This window comes from Streptomyces platensis, assembly GCF_008704855.1.
GTDB classification, from domain to species: domain Bacteria; phylum Actinomycetota; class Actinomycetes; order Streptomycetales; family Streptomycetaceae; genus Streptomyces; species Streptomyces platensis.
This window is the reverse complement of record NZ_CP023691.1, coordinates 4,332,843-4,358,499: the sequence shown is the minus strand read 5'-3', so window position 1 is coordinate 4,358,499 and position 25,657 is coordinate 4,332,843. Positions and strand designations below refer to the sequence as shown.

Below are 25,657 nucleotides of genomic sequence, written 5' to 3'. Positions count from 1 at the left end.
CGCCGCCCCCGACGCCTTCCCGGCGCCGCCCCGGGCCTGCGGCCATGGTGGACTGTCCGGGTGCGAAACGACTCGGACGAGAACCGGCGCGGCGCCGAGGGTGAACGGCCGCAGCCTTCCAGCCCGTTGCTGCCGATCGAGGCCCGCCGTGCCGGGGCCTGGTGCCTGGTGGCGTTGCTGATCGCGGCCGTGCTGGCCCTCGGGGTATGGCTGTGCGTCGAACTGAGCGCGGCCGTGACCCCCGTGCTGCTGGCACTGCTCGGCAGCGGGCTGCTCGGGCCGCTCTACCGGCGGCTGGTGGCGATGAAGCTCAACCGTTCCCTGGCGGCCGGACTGACCTGTGCGGTCCTCGTGGTGGTGGTCGGCGGCGCCGGATACATCGTCGTCAGCGCGCTGGTCGACACCGGGGACCAGATCATCGCCTCGCTCCGGAACGCCGCCCAGGACCTGTCCCAGCACTTCGGGGCGGCCGGTACCTCGCTCGACGATCTCGCCGCCAAGTCGAAGGACTTGGTCGCCAAGTTCGGGGGCACCGCGGCCTCCGGGCTGCTGGCCGGGGTCAGTGTCGTCGGCCAGTTCCTCGCCGCCTCCGTCCTGGCCCTGCTGCTGACCTTCTTCTTCCTGCGCGATGCCGACAAGGCCGTACGCGCCCTGCGGGGCTGGGCGCCCGGCACCTCGGCACCGCAGCTGGAGCGGATGGCCCGCCGCGGCTTCCAGAGCATTGAAGGCTTTATGCGCGGCACGACCTTCATCGCGCTGATCGACGCCATCTGCATCACCGTCGGACTGCTGATCCTTCAGGTGCCGGGCGCCGTCGGGCTGGGCGCACTGGTCTTCGTCGGCGCCTACATCCCCTACCTCGGCGCCTTCATCTCCGGCGCGGTGGCGATCCTGGTCGCGCTGGCCGACCGCGGCTTCGTGATCGCGCTGTGGGCGCTCGGCGTCGTCCTGGCCGTGCAGGTGCTGGAGGGGCATGTACTCCAGCCGATGATCCAGAGCCGTACGGTCCAGATGCATCCGGCGACCGTGATGCTGGCGATCACCGCGGGCGCCAGCGTCGCCGGCATCCTCGGCATGCTGCTGTCCGTACCGCTGACCGCCGCCGCGACCGGCGTGCTCCATGAGCTACGGGTGCACTACGCCGCGGACTCGGACTCGGACTCCGACGACAGCGGGCCCGCCGCCTCGGCCGCCGCCTCGTAGAGCTCGAACCACGTCGACTTGCCGTCCCCGCGCGGATCCACGCCCCACGCCCCGGCCAGCAGCTCCAGCAGCATCAGACCGCGCCCCGACGACGCGAGTTCGCCGGGGCTGCGGCGGTGCGGCAGCTCATCGCTGCTGTCGGCGACATCGACGCGGATACGCCGGGCGCCCCGCTCACCGGTGATCTCGGCGACCAGCAGCGCATCCCCGTCGGTGTGCAGCAGGACATTGGTGACCATCTCGGAGACCATCAGCACCGCCGAGTCCACCTGGTCCGGGTCGGCCCAGTCGTGCAGCACGTCCCGGACCTGCCGGCGTGCCTCGGCTATCCGCTCCGGCTCGGCCTGGGCCACGGAGAGCACGGTGCGCCGGACGGGCTGCGGCGTCAGCGGACCGCCGGTGCCGACCCCGCAGCCGGTGCCCTCGCGGCGCAGCAGCAGTACGGCGATGTCGTCCTCGCGGCGGTCCACCAGCGGCCCGGTGGTGTGGTGCGACGGCGGCCCGTGCACGGCCTGGACCAGCGCGTCGGCCAGCCGCTCCAGACTCTCGCCGTCCTCGTCGGCCTCCCATGCCTCCAGAACGTCGCGCAGCCGCTCCCAGCCGGTCTCCAGATCGTGGCCGCCGGTCTCGATCAGCCCGTCGGTGCACACCATCATGGTCTCGCCGGGCTCCAGGACGAGCCGGGTGGTGGGGTAGTCGGTGTCCGGGGCGATGCCCAGCGGCAGTCCGCCCGCGGTGGGCCGGACCAGCACTGTGCCGTCGCTCATCCGGATCGCCGGATCGGGGTGGCCGGCCCGCGCGATGTCCAGCAGCCCCGTCGCCGGGTCCACCTCGATGTAGAGGCAGGTCGCAAAGCGCTGGTCCGCGCCGTGGCCGCGGAGCTCGGTCTCATTGATCCCGGCCAGGAAACGGGAGGCGCGGGAGAGCACCGCGTCGGGGTGATGGCCCTCGGACGCGTAGGCCCGCAGCGCGATCCGCAGCTGCCCCATCAGGCCCGCGGCCCGTACGTCGTGCCCCTGGACATCCCCGATGACCAGCGCGATCCGGCCGGACGGCAGCGGGATCATGTCGTACCAGTCACCGCCGACCTCCAGTCCGCCGCCGGTCGGGACATAGCGGGCCGCGACCGTCATCCCCGGGATGTCCGGCTGCACCGTCGGCATCATGCTGCGCTGTAGACCCAGCGCCAGTTCCTGCTGTTCCTCCTGCATGACGGCCCGGGCCAGTGCCTGGGCCAGCATCCGGGCGACAGTGGTCAGCACCGAGCGCTCATCGGGGGTGAACGCCACCGGCTGGGCGAACGCCGCCATCCAGGCGCCGATCGTCCGGCCTGCGTTCACCAGTGGCAGGAACGCCCAGGACGTCCGGCGGAAACGGGCGGCCAGCGGCCAGGTGGCGGGGTAGCGGCGGCGGTAGTCCTCCGGGGTGGGCAGATAGCTGGCCCGGCCGGTGCGGACGACCTCGGCGGCGGGGTGGTCGGCCGTCAGCGTCATGTCGGCGAACGGCCGCTCATCGCTGGAGGCGTAGCCGTGCTGGCCGATGACCGGCAGCCGGTCGCCGTCGATGCCGAAGACCGCCAGTCCGTCGGGCATGAACCCCGGCATGGACAGCCCGGCCGCGACCCGCAGCACCTCGGCGGTGGACCGCGCCTCGGCCAGTGCCCGGCCCGCGTCCAGCAGAAACGCCTCACGGGAGCGGCGCCAGTCACCGGTTATCGGGGTGTGCGCGGCGGAGGTCCCGGGCTGCGGTTCGGGCACCTCCTGGAGGGTGCCGACCATCTCGAGGTCGCCGTCGACGATCCGGGGGCGGGAGCGGGAGCGGACGATGCGCTGCACCCGCCCGTGCTCGTCCACGATGCGCAGCCGGGACTCGGCGAGCGTCTGCTCGGCGACCGCGAGCTGCACGATCCCCATGACCTCGGCGAAGTCGACGGGATGAAAACGGGAGCGCACCGCGGCCTGGGTCAGTTCCGCCGGTGCGGCGGGCAGCCCGAGCAGCCGGGCCGCTTCGGCGTCGAGGGTCACCCGTTCCGATGCGTGGTCCCACCGCCACATGCCGGTCGCGATGGCGGCCAGGAGATCCTCGGTGCGCATTGCCTCACTTTAGGTGCGTTTGGCGACGCCCCACCAGCGAGCCGGAACGTGACCATCGTCCCAGTCGGGAGGCGCCGGGCCGGTCCCCATGGCGCTGATGCGTATATGTCAACGAAGGCGTGCCGGCCGGGACGGTAACCTGGAGCGGTTATGTCAATCCTGGGGTGGCCTTTCGGGTGATCCACGGGGAGAGCGACCGGGCAGCTGAGCCCGTACTCCTTTTCCTCTCCCTCTCCCGACAACTCCTCACCTCGACACTCGCGACGACTTGGATGAGCGATGCATCGGTACCGGTCCCATAACTGCGGCGAGCTCCGAGCCACGGACGTCGACACCGACGTCCGCCTCAGCGGCTGGCTGCACAATCGACGTGACCTGGGCGGCATCCTCTTCATCGATCTGCGCGACCACTACGGTCTGGTCCAGCTCGTCGCCCGCCCCGGCACACCGGCCAACGAGGCCCTCAGCTCGCTGACCAAGGAGACCGTCGTCCGCATCGACGGCAAGGTCAGCGCGCGCGGTGCCGACAACGTCAACCCCGACCTGCCGACCGGTGAGATCGAGATCGAGGTCTCCGACGTCGAGGTGCTCGGCGCCGCCGACCAGATCCCCTTCACGATCAACGCGGACGACGGCGTCAACGAGGAGAAGCGCCTCGAATACCGCTTCCTCGACCTGCGCCGCGAGCGGATGCACCGCAACATCATGCTGCGCACCGCGGTCATCTCCGCCATCCGTCACAAGATGGTGGCCCTCGGCTTCAACGAGATGGCGACCCCGATCCTGTCCGCGACCTCCCCCGAGGGCGCCCGCGACTTCCTGGTCCCCTCCCGTCTGCACGCCGGCAAGTTCTATGCGCTGCCGCAGGCCCCGCAGCAGTTCAAGCAGCTGCTGATGATCGCCGGGTTCGACCGCTACTTCCAGATCGCGCCCTGCTTCCGCGACGAGGACGCCCGCGCGGACCGCTCGCCGGGCGAGTTCTACCAGCTCGATGTCGAGATGAGCTTCGTCGAGCAGGAGGATGTCTTCCAGCCCGTCGAGAAGCTGATGACCGAGCTGTTCACCGAGTTCGGCAACGGCCGCACGGTCACCTCCCCGTTCCCGCGCATCCCGTTCCGCGAGGCGATGCTCAAGTACGGCTCCGACAAGCCGGACCTGCGCGCCGAGCTGGAGCTGGTGGATGTCTCCGACGTCTTCGCGGGCTCCGGCTTCAAGGCCTTCGCCGACAAGCACGTCCGCGCGCTGGCCGTGCCGGACACCGCCGACCAGCCGCGCAAGTTCTTCGACCAGCTGGGCGACTTCGCCGTCCAGCAGGGTGCCAAGGGCCTGGCCTGGGTCCGCGTCGGCGAGGACAACGCGCTGACCGGCCCGATCGCCAAGTTCCTCACCGAGGACGACATCAAGTCGCTGGTCGTCGCCCTGGACCTCAAGCCCGGCCACGCCGTCTTCTTCGGCGCCGGTGAGTTCGACGAGGTCTCCAAGATCATGGGCGCGGTCCGCGTCGAGGTCGCCAAGCGCGCCGGTCACTTCGTCGAGGACGAGTTCCGCTTCTGCTGGATCGTCGACTTCCCGATGTTCGAGAAGGACGAGGACACCGGCAAGATCGAGTTCTCGCACAACCCGTTCTCCATGCCGCAGGGCGGCCTGGAGGCGCTGGAGACCAAGGACCCGCTGGACATCCTGGCCTGGCAGTACGACATCGTCTGCAACGGCACCGAGCTGTCCTCCGGCGCGATCCGTAACCACGAGCCCGAGGTCATGTACAAGGCCTTCGCGATCGCCGGCTACGACAAGGAGACGGTCGAGGCCGAGTTCGGCGGCATGCTCCGGGCCTTCAAGTTCGGCGCCCCGCCGCACGGTGGCATCGCCCCCGGCGTCGACCGCATCGTCATGCTGCTGGCCGACGAGCCCAACATCCGCGAGACCATCGCCTTCCCGCTCAACGGCAACGCCCAGGACCTGCTGATGGGCGCCCCGAGCGAGGTCGAGGAGGCCCGCCTCAAGGAGCTGCACCTCTCCCTGCGCAAGCCGCCGGTGAAGTAGGCGCCACTGACGGGCGAGGGGCCCCGGACAGGCTGAGGGGCGGCGTTTCACGTGAAACGCCGCCCCGGCCCGTTCGGGGCCTCTGTGCTGCCGGGCGGGCGACGGCGGCCCGGCGGTCCCGCGAGGGGAACGGGCGCCGCGGGGCGGCCCGGGTGCCCCGACCGCTCCACTCGTGTGGCCGGGCTCCGGCAGCGCCCGCACTGTGGTGCTCATGCAGCAAGCCAGCCTCCTCTCCGCTCCGGCCGGCCCGGGGCCGCGGGCCCGCGCGACGCGCTCCGCCGCGCCCCATGACCTGTGGTGGCTCACCGCCGTGGCCGCCGTCTTCACCGCCCTCCTGGTCTATGGCGCCCTGACCACCCCCGGCCTGGGATGGGACGAGACGGTCTACGTCAGCCAGGTCGACCGCCATACGCCGGCCGCGTTCTTCAGCGCGCCCCGCGCCCGCGGCGTCAGCTTCCTGCTCGCCCCGGCCGCCGCGCTGACAACCTCGGCCACCGTGCTGCACTGCTACCTGGCGGTGCTCTCCGGTGCCGGGCTCCTGATCAGCCTGTGCGTCTGGCGGCGTCTGCTGCCCGCGCCCGTACCGGCGCTGGGCGGCGCGCTGTTCGCCGGTCTGTGGATCACGCTCTTCTACGGCCCGCAGGCGATGCCCAACCTGTGGGTCGCCTACGCCGCGCTCGTCGCCACCGGCTGCTTTCTGCGCGCCGTACGGCAGCCGTCCCGGCAACTGGCCCCCCGCGCCGGCCGGGGCGCGGCGGCCGGACTCGGCCTCGCGGTGGCGGTGGCCGCGCTGATGCGCCCCACCGACGCCGTCTGGCTGGCCGTGCCGCTCTTCGCCGCGGCGCTGTGCGTCCCGTCCTGGCGGCGCCCCGCCGTGCTGCTGGCGCTGCCGGCCGGGCTGGCCCTGGGGTGCGCCGAGTGGGTCGCGGAGGCGTATCTGTCCTACGGCGGGCTGGTGGCACGGCTGCGGCAGGCCGGGCGGATCCAGGGCGGTCTGGGCTGGCATCTGTCCTTCGACGACCATGCCCGCTCCCTTCAGGGGAAGACGCTGTGCCGGCCCTGCCATCTGGCCTGGGACCACCCGGTGACGGCGGTGTGGTGGTTCCTGCTGCCCCTGGCCGTCATCGGGGCGGTATGGGTGGCGCTGCGCTCCCGTGAGTCCGGTGGTGCGCTGCACCGGTACGGTCCGGCCTGGGCGGCCGCGGAGCGCGGAGGGGGCCCGCAGCCGCTCGGGCTGGCGCCGGTCCGGCCGGGCAGCCGTGAGCCGGTCGGCGAGCCGGACCACCACGGCCCGGTGTGGCCCGCGGTGCGGCTGCGCGATCCGGTCGGCCCGCTGCACCGCAACGGACCGGCTCCGCTCGTCGTCCCGGCGCTGGCCGGCCTCTGCCTCGCCGCGCCCTACCTGCTGACGGTGAATTACGCCGCGCCGCGCTTCCTGCTGCCCGCGTACGCCCTGCTGCTGATGCCTGCCGCGTGGTTCCTGTACTGGCTGACCCGGCTGCCGCGCCGCCGGCACGCCTGGGCGGTGGCCGTCCTCGTCCTCGCGCTGACCAGCCATGAAGCCATCCAGCTGGTGATTCTGCACAAGATGGTGCGGAGCACCGCACGCGCCCAGGCCGGTATCGACCGGATCTCCGGGACGCTGAAGGAGGCCGGTCTGCGGCCGCCCTGTGTGGTGAGCGGCGAGGAGGCGGTACGGGTGGCGTACCAGGCGGGCTGTGCCTCCCGCCAGCCGCGGGGCCACGACGCCGGTATCACCCCCGCGGGCCTGGTCCGGCTGGCCGCGGCCCGGCCCACCGTCGTCCTGGTCGACGGGCGTAAGCCGCCGGCCTACGCCCGTGGCTGGCGCCCGGTTCCGCTGCCGCCGACGCCGGGCCTGAAGCCACTGCACGCCTTTGTGTCCCCGCCGACCCGGCCCTGAGCCGCGGCGTCCGGGCCATCGGGGTCCCACACATGCGGGCGCCCGCCCGGCCTGAGGGCCGGACGGGCGCGCAGAGTGCTGTTTTGGCCGCGGCGAGACCCGCGGTCAGGCGAAGATCACTGCTCCGCGCCGCCGAAGCGCTCGCGGTAGGCCTCCAGGTCGTCCTCGGTGATCTTCGCGAAGAGCACCGGCGGCACCGTGAAGGGAGTTCCGGCCGGCACCGAGGCCAGCGCCTTCGCCTCCTCCTGGGAGACCCACACCGCGGTGTCGTTCTCCAGGGCGAAGGCACTCCGCATCGCCTTGGCCGACGACGGGATGAACGGCTCGGAGACGATCGCGTAGAGGTGGATCAGGTTCATCGCCGTACGCAGCGTCAGGGCCGCGGCGTCCTTGTCGGTCTTGATCTCCAGCCACGGGGCCTTCTCCTCCAGGTAGGAGTTGCCCGCGCTCCACAGGGCGCGCAGTGACGCCGAGGCCTTGCGGAACTGAAGGGCCTCCATGTGGCCCTCGTACTCCGCCAGCAGCCCGGCGATCTCCTCGCCCAGCTTCTGCTCCGCGGCCCCGGCCTCGGCGCCCGCGGGCACCTCGTCACCGAACCGCTTCCGGGAGAACGACAGCACCCGGTTGACGAAGTTGCCGAGGGTGTCCGCCAGGTCCTTGTTGACCGACGACGAGAACAGCTCCCAGGTGAAGGAGGTGTCGTCGGACTCGGGGGCGTTGGCGATCAGGAAGTAGCGCCAGTAGTCGGCCGGCAGCAGCTCCAGGGCCGCGTCCGTGAAGATGCCGCGCCGCTGGGAGGTGGAGAACTTCCCGCCGTAGTAGTTCAGCCAGTTGAAGGCCTTGAGGAAGTCGACCTTCTTCCACGGCTCGCGGGTGCCCAGCTGGGTCGCCGGGAACATCACGGAGTGGAACGGCACATTGTCCTTGGCCATGAACTCCGTGTACCGGACGTCCTCGGCCTCGTACCACCACGACTTCCAGTCGCGGTTCTCCGGGTCGGCGTCCGCCCACTCCTTCGTCGAGCCGATGTACTCGATCGGCGCGTCGAACCAGACGTAGAAGACCTTGCCCTCGGCCGCCAGCTCCGGCCACACATCGGCCGGCACCGGCACGCCCCAGTCCAGGTCACGGGTGATCGCCCGGTCCTGGAGGCCCTCCGTCAGCCACTTGTGCGCGATGGACGAGGCCAGCGTGGGCCAGTCCTTGCTGCCGTTGCCCTCCAGCCAGCCCTCGACCTCGTGCTGAAGCTTCGACTGGAGCAGGAAGAGGTGCTTGGTCTCGCGCACCTCCAGGTCACCGCTGCCGCTGATCGCCGAGCGGGCGTCGATCAGATCGGTCGGGTCGAGCACCCGGGTGCAGTTCTCGCACTGGTCGCCGCGCGCCTTGTCGTAGCCGCAGTGCGGGCACGTGCCGACGATGTAGCGGTCCGGCAGGAAGCGGTCGTCGGCGATCGAGAAGACCTGGCGGATCGCCCGCTCCTCGATGAAGCCGTTCTCGTGCAGCTTGCGCGCGAAGTGCTGCGTCAGCTCCAGGTTCTCCGGCGACGAGCTCCGGCCGAAGTAGTCGAATGCGAGGCCGAAGCCCTCGTAGATGGCCTTCTGCTTGTCGTGCTGCTCCGCGCAGAACGCGTCGACCGACTGGCCCGCGTCCTTCGCCGCCAGCTCGGCAGGGGTCCCGTGCTCGTCCGTCGCGCAGATGTAGAGGACATCGTGCCCGCGCTGCCGCATATACCGGGCATAGACGTCGGCCGGGAGCATGGACCCCACCATGTTGCCCAGGTGCTTGATCCCGTTGATATACGGAAGGGCGCTGGTGATGAGGTGTCGAGCCATTGCCGGCTGCTCCCAAGTCGCTACGGTGAGTGAGGATTTGCTTTACGGAACGTCAATATCGTACTGGACGGGGCAGGGGGTACCGCGCGGGTATTTCGACGCCGGACCGCGCCCCTGCTCACCCCCGCTGCCGCCCGCCGCGGCCCGCGCTCACACCGCCGCGTCCGCCGACTCGGCGCCGTCCGCCGCCGGGGACCGGCCGTGCTTCGGTGCCCGGCCGTTGACCAGGAGTCCGGCGACGAGCGCGGCGAGCAGCATGATCGCCGACGCCACCCCGATGGCGACGTTGAAGCCGTGCACCACCCCGTCCTTGACGATCTGGTCCCGCACCGCCGGGGTGAGCCCGAGCCCGCCGCCCTTCCGGGCCGCGTCCGCCAGGTGATCCGCGATGAACACCGCACTCGCCGAGGTGGCGATGGTGTTCAGCAGCGCCGTACCGATCGAACCCCCCACCTGCTGCGCCGTGTTGACGGTCGCGGAGGTGACACCGGAGTCGTGCCGGGCCACCCCGGACGTGGCCGTCGCCATCACCGGCATGAAGATCAGGCCCATGCCGAGCCCGACGAGCAGCATGGCCGGCAGCACATGCGACACATACGCCGGCTCGGCCGTCAGATACCGCAGGGTGAAGAGCCCCGCGGCCGCCAGCAGTGCGCCCGGGACCATCAGGAACCGTGGCGGGATGCGGTGCAGCAGCCGCGCCGAGATCTGCGTCGAGCCGACCACGATCGCCGCCACCATCGGCAGGAAGGCCATCCCGGTCCGGACCGGTGAATAGCCGAGCACGGTCTGGAGGTAGTAGGTCATGAACAGGAACATCCCGAACATCGCGATGACCGCCAGCGCCATGGTCAGGAAGGCACCGCCGCGGTTCCGGTCCCGCACGATGTGCAGCGGCAGGAGGGGATGCGGCGCCCGCGACTGCCACCAGCCGAAGACGGCCAGCAGCGTCACCCCGCCCGCCAGCAGCCCGATGACCAGCCCGTCGCCCCATCCCCGTGGCTCCGCCTCGCTGCACCCGTAGACGATCGCGACCAGGCCGCCGCAGCCCAGCACCGCGCCCGGAATGTCCAGGTGCACACGGCCCCGCTCCGGCTTGTCGTGCAGGAACACCGCCGCGCCCAGGAAGGCGATCACCGCGATCGGCACGTTCACGTACAGGCACCAGCGCCAGTTCAGGTACTCGGTCAGCAGCCCGCCGGCGATCAGCCCGATGGCCGCGCCGCCGCCCGCGATGGCCCCGTAGATCCCGAAGGCCTTGCTTCGCTCCTTCCCGATGGTGAATGTCGTGGTGAGCAGCGACAGTGCGGACGGTGCCAGCAGCGCCCCGAAGGCGCCCTGGAGCGCCCGCGCCCCGAACAGCAGCCCGGACCCGGTGGCCGCACCGCCCAGGCCCGAGGCGACCGCGAACCCGACCAGCCCGATCATGAACGTCTTCTTCCGTCCCACCAGGTCGGCGATCCGCCCGCCGAGGAGCAGCAGCCCGCCGAACGCCAGCGTGTACGCGGTGATCACCCACTGCCGGTTGGCGTCCGACATCCCCAGATCCCGCTGGGCCGACGGCAGCGCGATGTTCACGATGGTCGCGTCCAGCACCACCATCAGCTGCGCGATCGCAATCACCACGAGGCCCCACCAGCGCCGTGGATCGGGCTTCGCCGGTGTGGCCCAGCTGGGAGTAGTGGTCCGGGGAGGGGTAGCGGGTCCTCCCTCTTGGCTCGCGTCACTCATCACGACCCGCCTCGCTCGGCTGGTACGGCCACCCCGGCCACCCGCCGCTCCCACCCGGAGCAACCGGATCAAACGGAGCACTTCACCCATTCAGCGTAGGGAGGGGCGCAGGGCCTCGCCTCTTGTGGTGTGCCGCGGCGCCGAGGTCAGGGGGGCGCACACGACGGCGGCCGCGGCCGGGCCCAGTAGGAGCCCGGCCGCGGCCGGTGAGGTGTCGGGTGTGGTGGAGGCGAGGGCGGTCAGCTGTCCTTGAGGACGCCGGCCGCGCGGGCCTCGGTGAGCCACTCGGGGAACTCGACCATCAGCTGCTGGTAGAGCTCGTCGTGGGAGAGGCTGCGCGGGTCGCGGCCGGCGTGGAAGAAGCCGGCGTTGTCGACGGTGCGCTTCTCCGGTACGGCCAGGTCGTCGAGCTTGCGGAGGAAGTCGAAGCCCTTGGCGTCCGGGTCACCGAAGCCGATGAACTGCCAGAAGATGGGGAGCCCGGCCGCCTCGCAGAGCGCCTTCTCGGCGGCCGGCTTGGAGGTCGGGGCGCCGTCCGTCTGGAAGATGACGAACGCCGGGGCGGTGGCGCCGGACTTCTTGTAGTGGTCGACGACCGCGTTGATGGCCCAGTGGTAGTTCGTACGGCCCATGTGGCCCAGACCGGCGTGCAGTTCCTCGATGCGGCCCTCGTAGTTGGTGAGGTCGAGGTCGGCGGTGCCGTCGATGTCGGTGGAGAAGAAGATCACCGGCACGGTGGCGTCGTCGTCGAGGTGCGCGGAGAGGCCGAGGGCCTGCTCGGCGAGGTTCTGGACGGTGCCGTCCTTGTAGTAGGGACGCATCGAGCCGGAGCGGTCCAGGACCAGGTAGACGGCGGCGCGCTGGGTGGCGAGGCCGTGCTTCTCCAGGGTGCTGCCCGCGGCCTTGTAGAGGCTGACGAGGGCGGGCGCGGTAGTGGGGAGCGAGGCCGCGGCGGCGGAAGGAGTGACGGCCTCGGCCTTCGGCTGGTCGGCCTTGGGCTGGTCCGCGGCCGGCTGGTCGGCGGCCGGCTGGTCGGCCGTCGGCGTTGCGGGCTGCGGCTCGGCCGTCTTGGGAGCTTCCGTCTTCGGGGCGTCCGTCTTGGGCGCTGCGGCCTTCGGCTCGTCCTTGGGCTCGTCCGTCGGCTTTGCCCCGGCCGCGGGCTTTGCCTCGGCCGCCGGCTGCTTCACGGGTTCCGGCGTGGCCGCCACCTCGGGCTCCGCTGCCACCTCGGGTTCCGGCTCGACGGCGTCGGCCGCCGGCTCGGCCTTTGCGGCCGGCTTCGCCTCGGGCTCTGCGACGACCTCTGCCTTCGCCTCGACCTCGGGCTCCGTCTTCGCCTTACCCTCAGCGGCCTCGGCCTCAGCGCTCGGGTTGTCGAAGGCCTGGCTCACGAGATCGGCGACGGTGTCGCCGGTGGCCGGCTCGGTGGCGGGGGCCGGTGCGACGTCCGCCGCGGGCTGGTCCTTGTCGCTCGTACCGGCCGCAACGGCCTGCTCGGCGGAGTCCGACGTGGCCTCGGGCGCAGCCGCCTCCGCCGCAGGCTCCTCAACCGCTTCAACCGCCACGACGGGCTCAGCCGCCTCGACCGCCTCGCCCGATACGGCCGCCGCGGTCTCCTCGGATGCCGCGGCCTCCTCCCGTACCGGGGAGCTCTCCGCCGCCCGCTCTGCCCGCTCCGCACGGTCCGCGCGGCTGCCCTGGGCGGGGAGGGTCGGGGTCGTCGGTGCCGGGTCGGCGGCGGGGGCCTCCGTGGGGGCCGTCCGGGCGGCCGGGACCTCGGCTTCCGGGGCGGCGGGGGCCGGTGTGGACTCCTCGCGGGCCTCCGGGATGGTCGCGGACTCCGGCTTGTCGGCGCCGCTCGGGGCCGCGCCGGTTTCTTCACGGGTCGCCTTGGAGCGACCGAAAGCGTTGCGCAGCAGACTCCGAATGCCCATCGGCGAACCTCTCTTGCGGGTGGTGGGTGCGGCGTATGTCCGTGACGCACGGACATGTCCCTGACCAGGACGGATACGTAAGGGTAGCGGCCGGGACCGGCCTCATCGTGGGACCCCGCGCCTTGTGTGGTGGGCCATCCGGGGGCTGTGGCGGGCCAGCGGGTTTCGGCCGGGGCGCCAGAGTTCCGCCGCGGAGACATCGGTCCTGCGTACGGGGTTGATCACCAGTGCGCACACCGCCGCGGCACATGGCCCCGTGCGGAATTTTCGATACCGGACTGAATCCTTTCCGCGCTCCGCGCCACCGTCGTAGGCGGCTCTTTGCCCTCCCTGGACCTGGGATTGACCCCTCGTACGGTGCCGGGCGGGCCTGCCGTCCCCCCGGATTCACCGCCTGTTCATGTTTGCGTCGTCATGTGGCGGATCGGCCCGTTTAGCGTCACGGCGAACCATGACCGCGAACCGGACGACGGCGCTCGCATCCTTTCGTCCGCGCCGCACACCGTTCGACCTCGTTCGACTCCGCTAAAGAGGGGGAAATGTGCGCAAGTTCCTGCCGTTGATCGGCTCGCATCCTGGTGGGCGTTCGGCCATGACGTGCCGTTACCGCTGTGGTGACGCCTGCTTCCACGAGACGCCGAACACGAGCGGCAACGCCTACGTCGGTGACGTCATCGCCGGGGCGCTGTCCCGGCGTTCGATGGTGCGGGCCGCCGCGGTCGTGACGGTGGCGGCGGCAGCCGGCGGCGCCATGGGCGGCGTGGGGGCGACGCCGGCCGTCGCGGCGCCGGGGGCCGGTCAGGTGTCCCGGGCGGGGAAGAGCCACAAGGCGGCGCGCGGGCTGCGGTTCGCGACCGTGGCGCCCAACACGGCCGACGCGGTGGTCGTCCCCGAGGGGCACGCGCAGAACATCGTCATCCGGTGGGGCGACCCGATTCTGCGCGGGGCGCCGGCCTTCGACCCGGACCGGCAGTCGGCGAAGGCGCAGGCGGGGCAGTTCGGTTACAACAACGACTACATGGCCGTCCTGGACGTGCCGGGTGAGCGGCACCGGCAGCTGATGGTGATCAACCACGAGTACACCGACGAGCAGCTGATGTTCGCCGGGTACGACGCGGAGGCGCCGACGCGGGAGCAGGCCGAGATCGGCTGGGCGGCGCACGGGCTGTCCGTACTCGTCGTCCAGGAGGAGCGGCACAGCGGGCGGCTGACGGCGGTGTCCCGGCACCGGCTCAACCGGCGGATCACCGGCACCACGCCGTTCGAGGTCACCGGCCCCGCGGCGGGCAGCGACCTGCTGAAGACGTCCGCCGACCCCGAGGGGACGCGGATTCTGGGGACGCTCAACAACTGCGGCGGCGGCATCACACCGTGGGGGACGGTGCTGTCCGGCGAGGAGAATTTCAACCAGTATTTCGCCAACGGGGGCAGTGTCACCGATCCGGCGGCGGCGGCCCGTCTCAAGCGGTACGGCATTACCGGCGCCGCGAGCCAGCGTAAGTGGGAGCGGTTCGACAAGCGCTTCGATGTGACGCGGGAGCCGAATGAGCCGCACCGCTTCGGCTGGGTCGTGGAAATCGACCCCCACGACCCCGAGTCGACACCGCGGAAGCTGACGGCGCTGGGACGGTTCAAGCACGAGGCGGCCGAACCGCGGCTTACCGCGGACGGCCGGTCCGTTCTCTACATGGGCGATGACGAGAAGTTCGATTACTTCTACAAGTTCGTCTCCGCCCGGCGGATGAAGCGGGGAACGTCACGGGCCGCGCGGGAGCACAACCGGACGCTGCTGGACGAGGGGACGCTCTATGTCGCCAAGTTCACCGGTGACAGTGCTGCGGGGGAGATCGACGGCTCGGGCAAGCTGCCGAAGGACGGCGAGTTCGACGGGTCGGGGGAGTGGATTCCGCTGGCGAGCGGCGACACCTCGCATGTGCCGGGAATGACGGCCGAAGAGGTCTATGTCTTCACCCGGATGGCCGCCGACAAGGTGGGCGCCACGAAGATGGACCGCCCGGAGGATGTCGAGCCCAGCCCGCGGACCGGGCGGGTCTATATCGCCCTGACCAATAACAGCGACCGTGGGAAGACGGGCAAGGCCCCGGCGGACGAGGCCAATCCGCGCAAGGAGAACAAGCACGGGCAGATTCTGGAACTGAGCGAGCGGTGGGACGATCCGGCGGCGGACCGTTTCGACTGGCGGCTGTTCCTGGTCTGCGGTGACCCGGAGGACCCGGCCACCTATTTCGGCGGATTCCCCAAGGATCAGGTCAGCCCGATTTCCTGCCCGGACAACATCACCTTTGATGTGCACGGAAATCTCTGGATATCGACCGACGGAAATGCGCTGGGCAGCCATGACGGGCTGTTCGGGGTGGCGACCGCGGGAGAACGGCGGGGTGAGGTCCGGCAGTTCCTGACGGTGCCCACGGGGGCCGAGACCTGCGGGCCGGTCGTGCAGGAGCGGCGGGTGATGGTCGCCGTGCAGCACCCGGGTGAGGTGGACGGGGCCAGTGTGGAGCGGCCCGCGTCGCAATGGCCGGACGGGGAAGGTGAGTTGGTCCGTCCCTCCGTGGTGAGCGTATGGCGGAAGGACGGGCGGGACATCGGTATGTGAGGGAAGGCAGGCGCCCATGGGGGCGGGGGCCGGATCCCCCGTGCCCGTGGGCGCTGTCACGAGCCGCGGCCCCACGCTCCGTCCCGCGACGCACCCCGGCGGTCCCTCCCGTCCCGCCACATCACGCCGCGGAAACGATGTGGCAAGAGCAGGGTAAGAAGTGTGTCGCTCAGGTATCCGATGCGCAGGTGTGCCCGTCTTCTCCGGTGACCATTGTCCGGAGCCGTCCGTTGTGCCTAAGGCGGCCGGTTAAGAAGGCAAGAACCCTTCCGAGGGTGACGGGAGATGTGGGCGCATGGGGCTGACCAGTCAGTCGCTCGAATACACGGTGATCGTGCTGGCGGTGCTCTGTGTCGCCGCCACGGTCTGGCTCTGGCCCCGGCTGGCGCGGCGCGGCGTGACGGCCGTCCTCGGCCGGCTGGGCGCGATCGTGGTCACCCAGGTGTCGATCGTGTGTGCGCTCGCCCTCGCCGTGAACACGAACTACGAGTTCTACGGCAACTGGGACGAACTGCTGGGCAACACCGACGAGGCGCCGGCATCCCTGAGCCAGGGCGGCGGCCAGTACGCCTCGGTCGGCAACCTCAAGGGCGGACTGGTCCAGCCGGCCGGTCCGCAGGGGCTCGACCGGGTGAGCGGACTGCCCAAGGGGCCCGCCGACCGGGTGGGCAAGGTCGAGTCCGTGAAGATCATCGGCCGTCGCAGCCGGGCCATCAACCCGGGCTTCGTCTATCTCCCGCCGCAGTACTTCCAGCAGCAGTTCCGCCGCCAGCGGTTCCCCGTCATGGTCGTCATCAGCGGCTACCCCGGCGGGATCATGAACCTCGCACAGCACCTCCAGGTGCCGCAGAACGCCGGCCGGCTGATCGCGCAGGGCAAGATGCAGCCGACGGTGATCGTGATGGTCCGGCCGACGATCGCCCCGCCGCGCGACACCGAGTGTGTGGATGTGCCGGGCGGTCCGCAGGCCGAGACCTTCTTCACCAAGGACCTGCCGGACGCCATGAAGTCGGCCTACCGGGTGGGCCGTGACCCCAGCGCCTGGGGCGCGTTCGGCTACTCCTCCGGCGGCACCTGCTCGTTGCAGCTGGCGATGCGCAACCCGAAGGTCTACACCTCGGCGGTCTCGCTCTCCGGTGACTACGCGATCAAGGACGACCTGACCACCGGCAGCCTCTTCGGCCCCGGCCCGGAGGGCGCCCGGCGCGAGCGCGAGCACGACCTGCTGTGGCGGCTGAAGAACCTCCCCGCGCCGCAGATCTCCGCGCTGGTCGCCAGCAGCCGTAAGGGCGAGGCGGACTACGGCGACACGATGAAGTTCCTGCGGGCGGCCAAGTCGCCGATGACGACCGAATCGATCATCCTGCCGCAGGGCAGCCACCAGTTCACGACCTGGCGGCGGGAGGTCGTGCCGGCCCTTCAGTGGCAGAGCCAGCAGCTGACGTTCCCCCAGGACACGGAGGCGCTCCCGCCGCGCAAGCCGGGCGTGGGCAAGGGCGGCGCCCCGGGGCAGCGCACCACGCCGTCCCCGGCACCGTCCGCGTCCGACGACAACAAGGGCCGCCGGCGGGTGGAGGCGGAGCGCCCCCAGAGGTGAGCCGCGAGTGAGCTGAACAGGGGCGCCGGAGCTGTCCGGCGCCCCTGTTGCCTGTGTGCGCCGCGGGCCGACGGCGGGTGGGGAGCGGACCGTTCCGCATGATCCGGGGTGCCTCGGGTAACCGGAATTCCCTCGGACGCACCGTCCGTCACGCACACCGGGGAGTTCTCGTGGCGCGTACGCGAGAGGGCGAGAAGGCGGCATGGTCACCGGTGGCCGCACGGGCCCCGCTGGCCGTCCGGGTCCTGCTGCTGGTGCTGGCCTTCGCCGCGATGGTGGCGTTCGCGGCGGCGCTGGCGCGGGTCACGCTGACCCCGTCGGCGGCGTCGGTGCCGCTGACCCGCCCCAACCTCCGCCCCGGCGACTCGATCCGGGGCTATCTGGGACAGCCGCACCTGGCCGACACGGTCAAACAGCTCGGCGGCAATGTCGTGCTGGGCCTGCCGTTCGGGGTGCCGGCCGTGCATCCGCGGCGCCGGCACTGGTGGCACCGGATCGGCGGCAAGGGGACGGCGGGGCCGGTCAAGGCCTCCGGGACCGGGCCGGCGTGACGTAGGGCCCGTTCGGCGCCGTGGTGGCGCGCGCCCCGGCCGCGTTACGGGCGGTAGACCATGCCCGGCTGCGGCTTCGCCGGGGAGAGCAGCTGGGAGACCGTGACGATCGTGTAGCCGCGCTTCTTCAGCTCCTTGAGGATGCCGGGGACGGCCGGCACGGTTCCCCGGTAGATGTCGTGCAGCAGGATGATGCCGTCGCGCTCGGTCTGTTCGAGCACCCGCTTGGTGATCAGGGCCGAGTCGTTCGTCTGGTAATCCTTGGCCGTCACGCTCCACAGGACCTGCGCCAGGCCGAGGTCCTTGCTGATTGTGGAGACCGTCTCATCGGTCCGGCCCTGCGGCGGGCGCATCAGCTTCGGCGTCTTACCGGTGATCTTGCGGACCGCGTCCTGGAGGCGGGACATCTCGCGCTTGGCCGATGGGGCGGGAATGTCGGTCAGAATCTGGTGCGACCAGGTGTGGTTGGCCAGCTCATGGCCCTCGGCGTCGATCCGCTTCACCTCGGCGGGGCGCTTTTCCACGTGGTTCTCGCCGAGCATGAAGAAGGTCGCGTGGACCTTCTCCTTCTTGAGGATGTCCAGCAGGCGGTTGGTGTTCTCACTGGGGCCCGCGTCGAAGGTGAGCGCGACGCACTTGGCCTTGCGGCAGTCGACGGGGTCACCGGCCGTGCCCCGCGGGGCGTTGCCGTCCTCGGCCGCGGCGTCCGCGGCGTCCTTCGCCTTGACGTCGGCCGCCGGTGCGTCGGCGCGGGCGTCGGCCGGGGCGGTGACGTCGTAGGTGGCGCAGCCGCTGAGCGCGAGGACCAGGGACGTGGCCGTCAGCAGACCGGCGAGGAAGGTGCGGCGGGCCGCGGATATCGACTTCGGCATACGGGTCTCTCTTCGGGTGCGGTGATTGCGACAGCAGGCCCGTGACCTGCGATTTTGGGCATGCCGAAGTCGACGTGTACGGGGCGTGGCCCCGCCGCGCCGACCGCTCCGGAACAGCTGTCGTAGGAACCCTGGGGACTATACATAGGCAGTACACACTGCATGTATACGCGGGTTGTGTACGTGCCGGATGTACGGGAAGGAGGCGCGGGCGGAGGGGGCGGGAGCGGGTGGGAGGTACGGCGGCGGAGGCCGTCCGCGTCCACCCCGATCGGACGCGTCCGCCGCGACACTCCGCCCCCACCGCGGTGGACTCGTACCGTGACCGCACCGCCGCCGGACGACTGCCTGGCGCACAACGACTGGATCTGCGGCGACTACCTGAGCACCCGTCGGCAGATCCTCCTCGACGCGCTTCTCCAGCACCTCCAGCTGACGGTGTTCTCGGTGGCGCTCGGGCTGGTGATCGCGGTCCCGCTGGCGCTGCTGGCCCGGCGCAGACGCTGGACGGTCGGACCGGTGCTCGGCATCACCACCGTCCTCTACACGATCCCGTCGCTGGCGATGTTCTCGCTGCTGCTGCCGGTCTACGGGCTGTCCGCCACCCTCGTGGTGGTCGGCCTCGCCCTCTACTCGCTCACCCTGCTCGTACGGAACATCCTGGCGGGGCTGGACGGGGTGCCCGCCGAGGCCACGGAAGCCGCCCGGGGCATGGGGTACGGGCCGATGCGCCAACTGCTGACCGTCGAACTGCCGCTGGCCGTGCCGGCGGCGATGGCCGGGCTGCGGATCGCCACGGTCTCGGCGGTCGCGCTCACCACCGTCGGTGCCATCGTCGGATACGGCGGACTGGGCAATCTCATCTACGCCGGCATGAACGCGTTCTTCAAGGCACAGGTGCTCACCGCGTCCGTGCTCTGTGTGGTTCTCGCGGTGGTCTTCGATCTGCTGCTGCTCGGCGTGGAACGGCTGCTCACGCCCTGGCGCCGGGCGAGCCGGCGGGCAGTGCGGTCCCGGGCCGCCACCGGACCGAAGCGCCTGGTCGCGGCCCTCGGGCGGCGGACATGAACACCGTCTCCGCGGTGTGGAGTTGGCTGACCACCGCCGCCAACTGGTCGGGTGAGAACGGCGTCTGGCACCGCCTCGAACAGCACCTCGTGCTCACCTTCTCCTGTCTGGTCATCAGCGCCCTGATCGCGCTGCCGGTCGCCCTGACCCTCGGCCATCTCGGCCGCGGCGGGGCGCTGGCCGTCAACCTCGCCAACATCGGTCGCGCGGTGCCGACCTTCGCCGTCCTCGTCCTGCTGCTGCTCACCCCGATTGGACGACACGGGCAGTGGCCGACCATCATCGCGCTGGTGTTGTTCGCGATTCCGCCGCTGCTGACCAATGCGTATGTCGGGATGCGTGAGGTGGACCAGAACGTGGTGCGGGCCGCCCGGGGCATGGGGATGACCGGCACCCAGCTGGTGTGGCGGGTCGAGGTGCCGCTCGCCGCTCCGCTCGTCCTGACCGGTATCCGGATCGCCGCGGTCCAGCTGGTGGCCACCGCCACCCTCGCCGCGCTGGTGGGCGGCGGCGGGCTCGGCCGGATCATCACCGCCGGGTTCAACCTGGCCAGCACCCCGCAGGTGGTCGCCGGAGCGGTGCTGGTCGCGGTGTTCGCGCTGCTGATGGAGGCCGCCTTCGAGCTGGCCCAGCGGTGGGCGCCGGGGTGGGCCCGCGGACGGGCTCGATGAGGGCCGCTGGTGCGGCCATGGCGGCCGTCGCCTTCCTCGGGCTCGGGGCCTGCACCAGCGGCCCCTCTCTGGAGACCCGCGCCGCGATCACCGCCTCCCCCGGCGACAGCCACGAACTCACCATCGGCTCGGCCGGCTTCACCGAGAGCGAGCTGCTGGCCCAGATGTACGCGGCGCTGCTCGATCACGCCGGCTACCGGACCCATGTGGTGACCGTAGGCAACCGCGAGCTGTACGAACCCGCCTTGGAGGTGGGGCAGATCGATGTCGTACCCGAATACGCCGCCACCTTCGCGGACTGGCTCAATGCCAAGAACAAGGGCTCCAAGGCGGCCCCGGTGGCCTCGCCCGACATCGAAACCACCATGGCGGCGCTGCGCCGGCTCGCCGGCCCACGCGGACTGACCGTGCTCCCGGCCGGCCGGGCCGTCGACCAGAACGCCTTCGCGGTGAGCGCCGACTACGCCCGCAAGCACCACCTCAAGACCCTCAGCGATCTGGGCCGCGCCAAGCTGCCGGTGCGTCTGGCCGCGGGCGATGAGTGCGTCCAGCGGCCGTTCTGCGCGCCGGGGCTGAAGAAGCGCTACGGAATCAACATCACCACCATCGACCCGAAGGGCGTCGGCACCACACCCGCCAAACAGGCCGTGCAGAACGGGCAGGACCAGATGGTGCTCACCACCAGCACCGATGCCACCCTCGACCGGTTCGGGCTGGTGCTGCTCACCGACGACAAGAAGCTTCAGAACGCCGACTACGTCCTCCCCGTCGTCAACCGCGCCCGGGCGGGCGGCGCAGGGCCGGCCGCCGCGCTCAACCGTCTCCACAAGGTCCTGACCACCGCCGATCTGGCGTACCTCAACGAGCAGGTGGACAGCTGGCGGCGGCTGCCGGCGGATGTGGCGCGCAACTACCTGAAGTCCAAAGGGCTGTTGCCCAGGAGCTGATCCCGCCCGGGAGGCGCGGCCGGTGCGGTGGACAGTGACCGTGCCCGTGACGCAAGCGGTGACCGGGCCGGTGTTTCACGTGAAACGCCGCGCAGTGAGGCAGGCCGGGCGTTTCACGTGAAACGCCCCTCCGGCGCATTCACTCCGTGGGCACCGAGTCCACCTCGGCCCGCTCCCGCGGTACCCCCTGCTCGTCCGAACCGATGGTGCGGCGCAAGGCCTCATGGAGCTTGGTCGGGGTGAGGACGCCCAGGAACCGGTGGCCGTCCAGGACCGCGATCCAGCCGGCGTCGTGCTTGAGCATCTCGCTGAAGGCCGCCTTGAGGGTGCCGGTCACCGGCACCCAGGCCTCCATCCGGCGGGCGTGACCGGCGACCGTGCCGTCCCCGCCGGTCAGTTCCTCGGTGGCCACCCAGCCGTGCAGTGCGCCGTCCTCGTCGAGCACCACCGCCCAGCGGGCGCCCTCGGTCCGCAGGCGCGCCCTGGCGTCCGCGGCGGGTTCGCCGAGCCGGACGAACGGCGGGCGTTCGAGGTCACCACGGTCGATACCGGTGACCGACAGCTGCTTCAACGCACGGTCGGTACCGACGAATTCGGCGACATAGGGGGTCGCGGGGGCGCCGAGGACGCTCGCGGGGGTGTCGTACTGCTCGATCCGGCCGGCTCCATAGACCGCGATCCGGTCGCCGAGCCGGATGGCCTCCTCGATGTCATGGGTGACCAGCAGCACCGTCTTGTGCAGATCGGCCTGAAGCCGCAGGAACTCCTTCTGGAGCCGGTCGCGGACGACCGGGTCGACCGCGCCGAACGGCTCGTCCATCAGCAGCACCGGCGGGTCGGCGGCGAGCGCACGGGCCACCCCGACCCGCTGCCGCTGGCCGCCGGAGAGCTGCTCGGGGTAGCGCGGGCCGTAGACGGCCGGGTCCAGGCCGACCAGATCCAGGAGTTCGGCGGCCCGCGCACGGGCCTTGGCCTTCTTCCAGCCGGTCAGAACGGGCACGGTCGCGGTGTTGTCGAGGACGGTGCGGTGCGGGAAGAGCCCGGTCTGCTGGATGACATAGCCGATCCCGCGGCGCAGGGTGACCGGGTCGACGCCGGCGATGTCCGCACCGTCGACGTAGATCCGCCCGTGCGTGGGGTCGATGAGCCGATTGACCATCATCATGGTCGTCGTCTTGCCGCAGCCGGACGGCCCGACCAGCGTCACCAACTCCCCCTCGCCGACCTCGAAGGAGAGGCCGTCGACGGCGGTGGTCCCGTCGGGGTAGCGCTTGGTGACCGAGTCGAACCGGATCATCGCCCCATTGAATCCCCCGGCCCGCGACCGGACCCGTCATGCGGGCAATCGGGTGGGTGCGCCCTGCGCCCGGCGCCCGGCGCCCAGTGTCCGGTGCCCAGCGCCCAACGTCCGGATGCGGGTGACGGCCCCTCAGACCCCCGCCCGCCGGGCACCCGGCTCCGGCTCGCCGCCCGCCCCCGGCCCTTCCGTCCCCGCCCCGTCGGTCATCCGGTACCCGCCGCCCGGCACCGCCTCGATCACCGGCGGGTCGCCGAGCTTGGCCCGCAGGGCGCCGAGGGTGACGCGTACGGCGTTACCGCCGTAGCGGGTGTGTTCCTCCCACACCTCCTCGATCAGCTCCTCGCCGCTGACCACCGCGCCCTGTGCGCGCAGCAGCACTTCGAGCACCCCGAACTCGGTACGCGACAGCGCCAGCGGGTGGCCGTCGCGTGCGGCCACCCCGTGCGCGGTGTCGACGGTGATGCCGGCCCGCTCGATGACCCGCGGCTCCGCGCGGCGGGCGGGCCGGCCCAGCGAGACGACCCGGGCGAGCAACTCCTCGGGGGTGAACGGCTTGGCCAGCCAGTCGTCCGCGGCCGGCGCCGGGCCCGCCGCCCGGTCGTCCGGCCCGGCCGCGGTGAGCAGCAGCACCCGCGTCGGCAGCCGCTCTGTCACCACATACCGGCGGAGGGCGTCGCCGTGCGGTGCGGGCAGCTCGCCGTCCAGGACGAGCACGTCGTACCCGCCGAGCCGCAGTCCGGCCAGTGCCGCGCGGCCGTCGTGGGCGATGTCCACCACGATCGCGGCGCGGCGCAGCTCCGCGGCGATCATGTCCGCGAGGCACTCCTCGTCCTCCACCACCAGAACGCGCATGGCGTCATATGTACCCGAGGCGGAGCCGCCGGCGAGCCGAACTCCGTGCGCCGCGACGCCGGGACCGGGGAATTCACCAGGCTGGCGCCGAGCGGCACCCGGCACCGGCCCACTGCACCGCACCGGTGACGCGGACCGCCGACCGTGCCGCGGCGGCCCGGGCGACCGCGGCACGGTGAACCTGGGCCGGACAGCCCCGGGGCGCGGGGCCGTACGAGTTGCTTCCGCCGCACCGCCTCTCCTCCTGCCGCCTCCGGCCCGGCCGGCGTGCTTACGATCCACTTCGGCCACCGGTCGCAAGGTGGAAGGGAGCGCCACGATGAGAGCCGTAGCAGTCAGCGCATTCGGTGAACAGCCGCAGCTCATGGAGCTGCCGCAGCCCGAACCAGGGCCCGGTGAGGTCTTGGTGCGGCTGGCCGCCGCCGGACTCAACCCCGTCGACTGGAAGCTCGCCGACGGGATGTTCGGCGATGCCGTGCCGGCCGAGTTCCCCCTCGTCCTGGGGTCGGACGGGGCGGGCGAGGTGCTCGCCATCGGCAGCGGGGTGCGGCGGTTCACCATCGGCGACGCGGTGTTCGGCCAGTTCCAGCGGCCGGAGCGGGGCGGGGGGTCGTACTGCGAGCTCGCCGTCGCCGACGAGGAGCGGATCGCGCACGCCGCCCGCAGCGTCACCTACGCCACCTCCGCGGCGGTGCCGACGGCCGGCATGACCGCGTACAACCTGGTCGAGGAGACCCGGATCGCCGAGGGCCGAAGGGTGCTGATCGTCGGCGCGACCGGCGGCGTCGGCACCTTCGTCACCCAGCTCGCGGCCGGCCGCGGCGCCGAGGTGATCGCCACCGCCCGCCCGGCCAAGGCCGAGCTGATGCGCACGCTGGGCGCCGCCGAGACCGTCGACCACACCGCGGGCTCGATCGCCGACCAGGTCCTCGCGAACCATCCGGACGGTGTCGATGTGCTGATCGACATGACCAGCGGCCCCACCGAGTTCGCCGGTCTGACCCGGACCGTGCGCGACGGGGGCACCGCCGTCTCGCTGATCGGCTCGGCCGACGCGGACGAGCTCACCGAGCACAACCTCCGCGGCTTCAACTTCGTCAACCGCCCCTCCCCGCAACTGCTGGAGATCCTCGCCGGTCATGTCGACGCGGGCCGTCTGACGGTCCTCGTGGGCCGTGAGGTCTCCCTGGAAGAGGCGCCGGACGCCCTGGCGACCAGCCGCACCGGCCGGGCACAGGGGAAGACGGTCCTGGCGATCTGAGCGGTGGTCAGGAGCGGGCGCGGGCCGCGGACCGGCGGGCACGCAGCGCCCGGACCGCCGGTGGCCCCGCCGCGGCCAGCGCAGCGGTCAGCGTCCCCGCGCCGATGACCAGCCAGACCCCGGTGCGCAGCGGTCCGGTGAGCGCGTCGGCGTAGGCCCCCGCGGCGGGCCGGGAGACCATGGCGGGCAGCGCGTCCAGGGTGCGGCTGCGGACCAGCGCCAGCGCCGCGGCCAGCAGCCCGGCGGCCGCCGCACAGCCCAGCCCGGCCCAGATCAGCGCCCGCCGCCGGCGCCGCGCCAGCAGCAGCCCGCCGGTCAGACACAGTGCCGCGGCCGGCGGCAGCAGCAGCGCCCCGGTGCGGACGACCTCGTAGACGGCCCGGATCCGGGGCACGTCCGGGGCCTTGAGCAGCACGATCTCCACTCCGGCCCGCGGCACCCGCCGCAGGAGGTCGAGCCCCATGCCGTTGTGGGACAGCTGCCGTTCGACGCGTTCCACGACCGGGGTGAGGTCCAGCGTGACCGGGGACCGGCCGGACGCGGCCAGCCGGCCGTCCAGCGTCCGGTGGGCGGTCCGGTGCACCCCGTTCCACACCGTGCGAAAGCCGCGGCCGGTGACGACCTGCCGCACCTGCTTCTCCACGAACTGGCGGATCCCGCGGGTGAAGTGCCGGCGCACCGCGGGACGCTCGGCGCGCGGTACGGCCTTCAGCAGCCCGTCGAGCCGGACATGCGCCATCACGGCGTCCGTCACATCGTCGACGACCGCCTCCTGGACGGCGGCGTTCCCGGCCAGTGGCGCCACCGCCGCCACATAGCCGTCGGTCTCGGTCAGCTCGGCCCGCGCCCGGATCGCGGCCAGACTCAACGGCAGCAGCACCGCCCCCATCAGCAGCAGCACCCCGCCGGCCAGCGCCCGCACGTGCCGTCGCAGCCCGTGCGAGGACCGCGGTGTCATCCGCCCGCCCGCGCGTACGGGTGCGCTCGCTGACATCGCGTCCGGTCCTTCCTGCACGGCGGCTGGGGCGCGTTCCACGGACCGGCCGGGCCGGCGGAGCTCCGCAGGACGCGCGCTACGGCCATCTCCCAGGCAAAGGGGAACCTCCGCCGCCCGCGACCGGGGCCGGTGCCAATGGGTGACCGGACGCGGCCCTCGCCCCGGCC

General features: G+C 71.7%; 18 protein-coding genes. 10 read left to right on the top strand and 8 right to left on the bottom strand.

Features of this window, described 5'->3' with window-relative positions:
• Positions 1-60 precede the first annotated feature (60 nt).
• On the top strand, positions 61-1,203 hold the full coding sequence (locus CP981_RS19245; RefSeq protein ID WP_085923754.1) for an AI-2E family transporter: 1,143 nt from the start codon (positions 61-63) through the stop codon (positions 1,201-1,203).
• Here CP981_RS19245 and CP981_RS19240 read toward each other — a convergent pair.
• Positions 1,137-3,296: an ATP-binding SpoIIE family protein phosphatase gene (locus tag CP981_RS19240; protein ID WP_085923755.1), complete on the bottom strand. Its 2,160-nt coding sequence runs from the start codon at positions 3,294-3,296 to the stop codon at positions 1,137-1,139. The two genes, CP981_RS19245 and CP981_RS19240, sit on opposite strands and share 67 nt — an antisense overlap.
• Before the next feature lie 279 nt (positions 3,297-3,575).
• Here CP981_RS19240 and aspS point away from each other — a divergent pair, with 279 nt between their 5' ends.
• Together aspS and CP981_RS19230 are read left to right on the top strand one after the other, a co-directional pair.
• Positions 3,576-5,339 (top strand): aspartate--tRNA ligase, encoded by a 1,764-nt coding sequence (gene aspS, locus CP981_RS19235; RefSeq protein WP_085923756.1) that lies wholly within the window; start codon positions 3,576-3,578, stop codon positions 5,337-5,339.
• Positions 5,340-5,550: 211 nt separating this feature from the next.
• Entirely contained in the window at positions 5,551-7,260 is a 1,710-nt protein-coding gene (locus CP981_RS19230) for a hypothetical protein (protein WP_143658844.1), read from the top strand.
• Positions 7,261-7,376: 116 nt separating this feature from the next.
• Here CP981_RS19230 and metG read toward each other — a convergent pair whose 3' ends face one another.
• The 3 genes from metG to CP981_RS19215 all read right to left on the bottom strand — a co-directional run bounded on the left by metG (position 7,377) and on the right by CP981_RS19215 (position 12,757).
• The gene (gene metG, locus CP981_RS19225) at positions 7,377-9,092 is read right to left on the bottom strand and encodes a methionine--tRNA ligase (RefSeq protein ID WP_085923758.1); all 1,716 of its coding nucleotides are present in this window, start codon (positions 9,090-9,092) and stop codon (positions 7,377-7,379) included.
• 150 nt (positions 9,093-9,242) lie between these two features.
• Positions 9,243-10,823, bottom strand: coding sequence for an MFS transporter (locus CP981_RS19220; protein WP_208852954.1), 1,581 nt, complete (start codon positions 10,821-10,823; stop codon positions 9,243-9,245).
• A 239-nt stretch (positions 10,824-11,062) separates the two neighbouring features.
• A complete protein-coding gene (locus CP981_RS19215) occupies positions 11,063-12,757 on the bottom strand; it encodes a vWA domain-containing protein (RefSeq protein ID WP_085923760.1) in 1,695 nt (564 codons plus the stop codon).
• Between the two features lie 541 nt (positions 12,758-13,298).
• On the opposite strand from CP981_RS19215, the gene CP981_RS19210 reads away from it, so the two are divergent.
• From CP981_RS19210 to CP981_RS19200, 3 genes are all read left to right on the top strand, one after another.
• Positions 13,299-15,374, top strand: a complete 2,076-nt coding sequence (locus tag CP981_RS19210) for a PhoX family protein (protein ID WP_085923761.1) — start codon at positions 13,299-13,301, stop codon at positions 15,372-15,374.
• Between the two features lie 295 nt (positions 15,375-15,669).
• Positions 15,670-16,971 (top strand): alpha/beta hydrolase, encoded by a 1,302-nt coding sequence (locus CP981_RS19205; protein WP_085923762.1) that lies wholly within the window; start codon positions 15,670-15,672, stop codon positions 16,969-16,971.
• A gap of 170 nt (positions 16,972-17,141) precedes the next feature.
• Positions 17,142-17,522, top strand: a complete 381-nt coding sequence (locus CP981_RS19200; protein ID WP_244329705.1) for a VanZ family protein — start codon at positions 17,142-17,144, stop codon at positions 17,520-17,522.
• A 44-nt stretch (positions 17,523-17,566) separates the two neighbouring features.
• Here CP981_RS19200 and CP981_RS19195 read toward each other — a convergent pair whose 3' ends face one another.
• Entirely contained in the window at positions 17,567-18,394 is an 828-nt protein-coding gene (locus CP981_RS19195; RefSeq protein ID WP_085923763.1) for a polysaccharide deacetylase family protein, read from the bottom strand.
• 321 nt (positions 18,395-18,715) lie between these two features.
• Between CP981_RS19195 and CP981_RS19190 the strand changes: the two genes are divergently transcribed.
• The 3 genes from CP981_RS19190 to CP981_RS19180 are packed head-to-tail and all read left to right on the top strand — an operon-like array spanning position 18,716 to position 21,080.
• Positions 18,716-19,462, top strand: a complete 747-nt coding sequence (locus CP981_RS19190; protein WP_085923764.1) for an ABC transporter permease — start codon at positions 18,716-18,718, stop codon at positions 19,460-19,462.
• A complete protein-coding gene (locus tag CP981_RS19185) occupies positions 19,459-20,133 on the top strand; it encodes an ABC transporter permease (RefSeq protein WP_085923765.1) in 675 nt (224 codons plus the stop codon). Before CP981_RS19190 ends, CP981_RS19185 begins: the two co-directional genes overlap by 4 nt.
• Positions 20,130-21,080 carry an ABC transporter substrate-binding protein gene (locus CP981_RS19180; protein ID WP_085923791.1) on the top strand — a complete coding sequence of 317 codons (951 nt, stop codon included), beginning with the start codon at positions 20,130-20,132 and terminating at the stop codon, positions 21,078-21,080. The genes CP981_RS19185 and CP981_RS19180 overlap by 4 nt, the downstream gene beginning before the upstream one ends.
• 139 nt (positions 21,081-21,219) lie before the next feature.
• Here the strand turns inward: CP981_RS19180 and CP981_RS19175 are convergent, their stop codons facing one another.
• Both CP981_RS19175 and CP981_RS19170 read right to left on the bottom strand, forming a co-directional pair.
• Positions 21,220-22,377: an ATP-binding cassette domain-containing protein gene (locus tag CP981_RS19175; protein WP_085923766.1), complete on the bottom strand. Its 1,158-nt coding sequence runs from the start codon at positions 22,375-22,377 to the stop codon at positions 21,220-21,222.
• A 132-nt stretch (positions 22,378-22,509) separates the two neighbouring features.
• Complete coding sequence (locus tag CP981_RS19170) at positions 22,510-23,232, bottom strand: response regulator transcription factor (protein ID WP_085923767.1); 723 nt, start codon at positions 23,230-23,232, stop codon at positions 22,510-22,512.
• 319 nt (positions 23,233-23,551) lie between these two features.
• On the opposite strand from CP981_RS19170, the gene CP981_RS19165 reads away from it, so the two are divergent.
• Positions 23,552-24,493, top strand: coding sequence for an NADP-dependent oxidoreductase (locus CP981_RS19165; protein ID WP_190840108.1), 942 nt, complete (start codon positions 23,552-23,554; stop codon positions 24,491-24,493).
• A gap of 7 nt (positions 24,494-24,500) precedes the next feature.
• On the opposite strand, the gene CP981_RS19160 is transcribed toward CP981_RS19165, so the two are convergent.
• The gene (locus tag CP981_RS19160) at positions 24,501-25,487 is read right to left on the bottom strand and encodes a hypothetical protein (protein WP_167536115.1); all 987 of its coding nucleotides are present in this window, start codon (positions 25,485-25,487) and stop codon (positions 24,501-24,503) included.
• Between the last annotated feature and the right edge of the window lie 170 nt (positions 25,488-25,657).

Bases quoted from the DNA above. Each gene is read 5' to 3' on its own strand.
- CP981_RS19175 (WP_085923766.1), bottom strand. From the start codon at position 22,377: ATGATCCGGTTCGACTCGGTCACCAAGCGCTACCCCGACGGGACCACC.
- CP981_RS19215 (WP_085923760.1), bottom strand. From the start codon at position 12,757: ATGGGCATTCGGAGTCTGCTGCGCAACGCTTTCGGTCGCTCCAAGGCG.
- metG (WP_085923758.1), bottom strand. From the start codon at position 9,092: ATGGCTCGACACCTCATCACCAGCGCCCTTCCGTATATCAACGGGATC.
- CP981_RS19165 (WP_190840108.1), top strand. From the start codon at position 23,552: ATGAGAGCCGTAGCAGTCAGCGCATTCGGTGAACAGCCGCAGCTCATG.
- CP981_RS19230 (WP_143658844.1), top strand. From the start codon at position 5,551: ATGCAGCAAGCCAGCCTCCTCTCCGCTCCGGCCGGCCCGGGGCCGCGG.
- CP981_RS19240 (WP_085923755.1), bottom strand. From the start codon at position 3,296: ATGCGCACCGAGGATCTCCTGGCCGCCATCGCGACCGGCATGTGGCGG.
- aspS (WP_085923756.1), top strand. From the start codon at position 3,576: ATGCATCGGTACCGGTCCCATAACTGCGGCGAGCTCCGAGCCACGGAC.
- CP981_RS19180 (WP_085923791.1), top strand. From the start codon at position 20,130: ATGAGGGCCGCTGGTGCGGCCATGGCGGCCGTCGCCTTCCTCGGGCTC.
- CP981_RS19220 (WP_208852954.1), bottom strand. From the start codon at position 10,823: ATGAGTGACGCGAGCCAAGAGGGAGGACCCGCTACCCCTCCCCGGACC.
- CP981_RS19160 (WP_167536115.1), bottom strand. From the start codon at position 25,487: ATGTCAGCGAGCGCACCCGTACGCGCGGGCGGGCGGATGACACCGCGG.
- CP981_RS19195 (WP_085923763.1), bottom strand. From the start codon at position 18,394: ATGCCGAAGTCGATATCCGCGGCCCGCCGCACCTTCCTCGCCGGTCTG.
- CP981_RS19205 (WP_085923762.1), top strand. From the start codon at position 15,670: ATGGGGCTGACCAGTCAGTCGCTCGAATACACGGTGATCGTGCTGGCG.
- CP981_RS19185 (WP_085923765.1), top strand. From the start codon at position 19,459: ATGAACACCGTCTCCGCGGTGTGGAGTTGGCTGACCACCGCCGCCAAC.
- CP981_RS19170 (WP_085923767.1), bottom strand. From the start codon at position 23,232: ATGCGCGTTCTGGTGGTGGAGGACGAGGAGTGCCTCGCGGACATGATC.